Source organism: Bartonella capreoli, from assembly GCF_902813205.1.
Taxonomy (GTDB): domain Bacteria; phylum Pseudomonadota; class Alphaproteobacteria; order Rhizobiales; family Rhizobiaceae; genus Bartonella; species Bartonella schoenbuchensis.
The window spans coordinates 1-390 of record NZ_CADDZX010000374.1; the positions used below are offsets into that span (position 1 = coordinate 1).

Consider the following 390-nt stretch of genomic DNA (forward strand, 5'->3'; position numbering starts at 1 on the left):
CAACAATAAATTTGTGGGATTTATATAATTTAGCACAGATGCCTCATCTAAAGGTCGAATTGTTGGCACAATTATGACTGTTGGTATAATTTCATATTTTTGGAGTTCTTCAGCAGCATCGAGACAAATCTGAACGGTTTCTCCAGTTGCAAGCAAAAGAATATCTTTTCCCTTTTTTACAATAGAAACTTTACGAATATCAATTTTTGCAGCGTTCTTATGAATATTTTTAACTGCACACTTTCCTAAACATATGTAAACAGACATAGGATCACTCAAAGTAGAGCAAATTGCAGCTTCTGTTTCTTTATTATCAGCAGGAGCAATAATGCGTATGTTAGAAATAACCCGAAGCGAAGCAAAATCGGAAATAGCATGATGTGTTGCCCC

The 390-nt window shown here is 34.9% G+C and carries 1 protein-coding gene; it reads right to left on the reverse strand.

Going from position 1 to position 390, the window contains the following annotated elements:
- Positions 1 to 390: transketolase C-terminal domain-containing protein (locus J7R05_RS08865; RefSeq protein ID WP_281388250.1), on the reverse strand; the 390-nt coding region annotated here is incomplete at both ends.